This is a genomic window from Stenotrophomonas sp. INTA L402-1 (assembly GCF_059295135.1).
The window spans coordinates 1-1,801 of sequence record NZ_JCAFWP010000087.1 but is presented as its reverse complement, the minus strand read 5'-3'; the positions used below and the strand labels follow the sequence as shown (position 1 = coordinate 1,801).

Below are 1,801 nucleotides of genomic sequence, written 5' to 3'. Positions count from 1 at the left end.
GCCTTATCCGGTAACTATCGTCTTGAGTCCAACCCGGTAAGACACGACTTAACGCCACTGGCAGCAGCCACTGGTAACTTGGTTAGCAGAGCGATGATGGCGCAAATGGTGACAGAGTTCTTGAAGTAGTGGCCCGACTACGGCTACACTGGAAGGACAGTATTTGGTATCTGCGCTCTGCTGAAGCCAGTTACCTCGGTTAGATAATCTGCCAGGATTAGCTAACCTTCGAAAAAACCACCTGCCAGGGTGGTTTTTTCGTTTACAGGTCCAAGATTACGCGCAGAAAAAAAGGATCTCAAGAGATCCTTTTAGTTTTTTAGTCAAAAAGAGCACTAAGCCTATTTCTATAATAATTAACAACATAAGGGAAATCACTATATTTTTCTATTTGTTTTAATATTGACCGTTGAATTTCCTCTTTTTCAGAGTCTGTGTAACTTACATTATTCCACTTTCTTGATAATTCCATTGCTGACTGAAGCATATCTTCAAAGGTTAGCACCCTATTATTATTTTTATATTTGAAATTTTTATTTTCTATCGTCGTTACAACGACCACATTAGCCTCGTACAATATATTTATTGTCTCCTCGCTAAAAGAATCATCTAGTGTAGCTAGATACATTTCTCTAATTCCTGTTCTATTAACCTCTTCAGGTACTTCTTGCCATCGCTCCCTCAGCGTTGTTTTAGCGGAAATCAACATTGTATTTCTTTTGTTAGATGTGTACTGGACTACACCTGGCATAACAAGATCTACAAGTTTACCTATTTGGTTTTTTTGAAAAAATGACTTCCCAATAGCCCCCTGCACATCAACAGGAATTCCTGCCCCCATCATTAATAGCTCAAGAATAGACTCAAACTCTTTTCCTGCCCTGCTACGTCTGGATTGAGTGTTAGACAGTGCCAAATCATATATGTGTGTAGGGTATTCCATCGTAAAATCACGAATGGCATCATAAGGACTCATATCTTTTATTCTTTCTTCATCAATAAGATATGATAACATTCTTGTTGTGAATTCTTTTTCAAATGGTTCAAATTCTTTCCAACAGTTTTTTCTCATTGCAATTATATATTCACTTGGATTATTCAAAAAATAATCACTATTTTTTTGATCATACCCTAAATCACAAAATGTTTTATAAACCAAAGCAAATGGCGTAATAAAATGCGATTTTCTCTCTTTAGAAATTAGAGTTTTAAATTCACCAGGACTTAATCTTTGCATAAAAAATAACCTTTTATATCTACTTGAAAGTTTTTTCATGCACGTTCATAATTGGAATCAAAACAGGACAAATTGTCCTAAAACCAACACTTAATTCTGGTAGACATGCATGACTGATAATATCGCAGCAACAATCAAAGAAAAAAGAGAAAGACTTCATATGACTCAAAAAGAGTTTGCAGACGCCCTTGGTCTTTCAAAATATGGAGACAGAACCATAAGAAGATGGGAGCGCGGGGAAACAAAACCTACTGGGGCGGAACTAAAAGCAGTTATAGACTTTCCAGACACACCACCTTACCCAAACAACGAGAATGGCAGATATCGCATGATCGATTTATTTGCTGGAATCGGTGGAACCAGACTTGGATTTCATCAAACTAACGCTGTAAATGTTGTTTTTTCCAGCGAATGGGATAAGTTTGCTCAAAAGACATATCATGCAAATTATGGTGATTTCCCTGATGGGGACATAACAAAAATCGATGAAAAAGATATTCCTGATCATGAAATTCTTGTCGGTGGGTTTCCTTGTGTAGCATTCTCTCAAGCAGGCCTCAAAAA

Annotated in this window: 2 protein-coding genes; one reads left to right on the top strand and one right to left on the bottom strand. The window is 37.1% G+C overall.

All coding sequences use genetic code 11. The annotated features are described in order from the left end of the window. Positions 1-319 precede the first annotated feature (319 nt). Positions 320-1,276, bottom strand: a complete 957-nt coding sequence (locus AC5O77_RS21575) for a type II restriction endonuclease (protein WP_014640333.1) — start codon at positions 1,274-1,276, stop codon at positions 320-322. Positions 1,277-1,346: 70 nt separating this feature from the next. Here AC5O77_RS21575 and AC5O77_RS21570 point away from each other — a divergent pair. After that, positions 1,347-1,801, top strand: a 455-nt coding sequence (locus AC5O77_RS21570; protein ID WP_494507148.1) for a helix-turn-helix domain-containing protein, incomplete at its 3' end; no start/stop codon positions are given.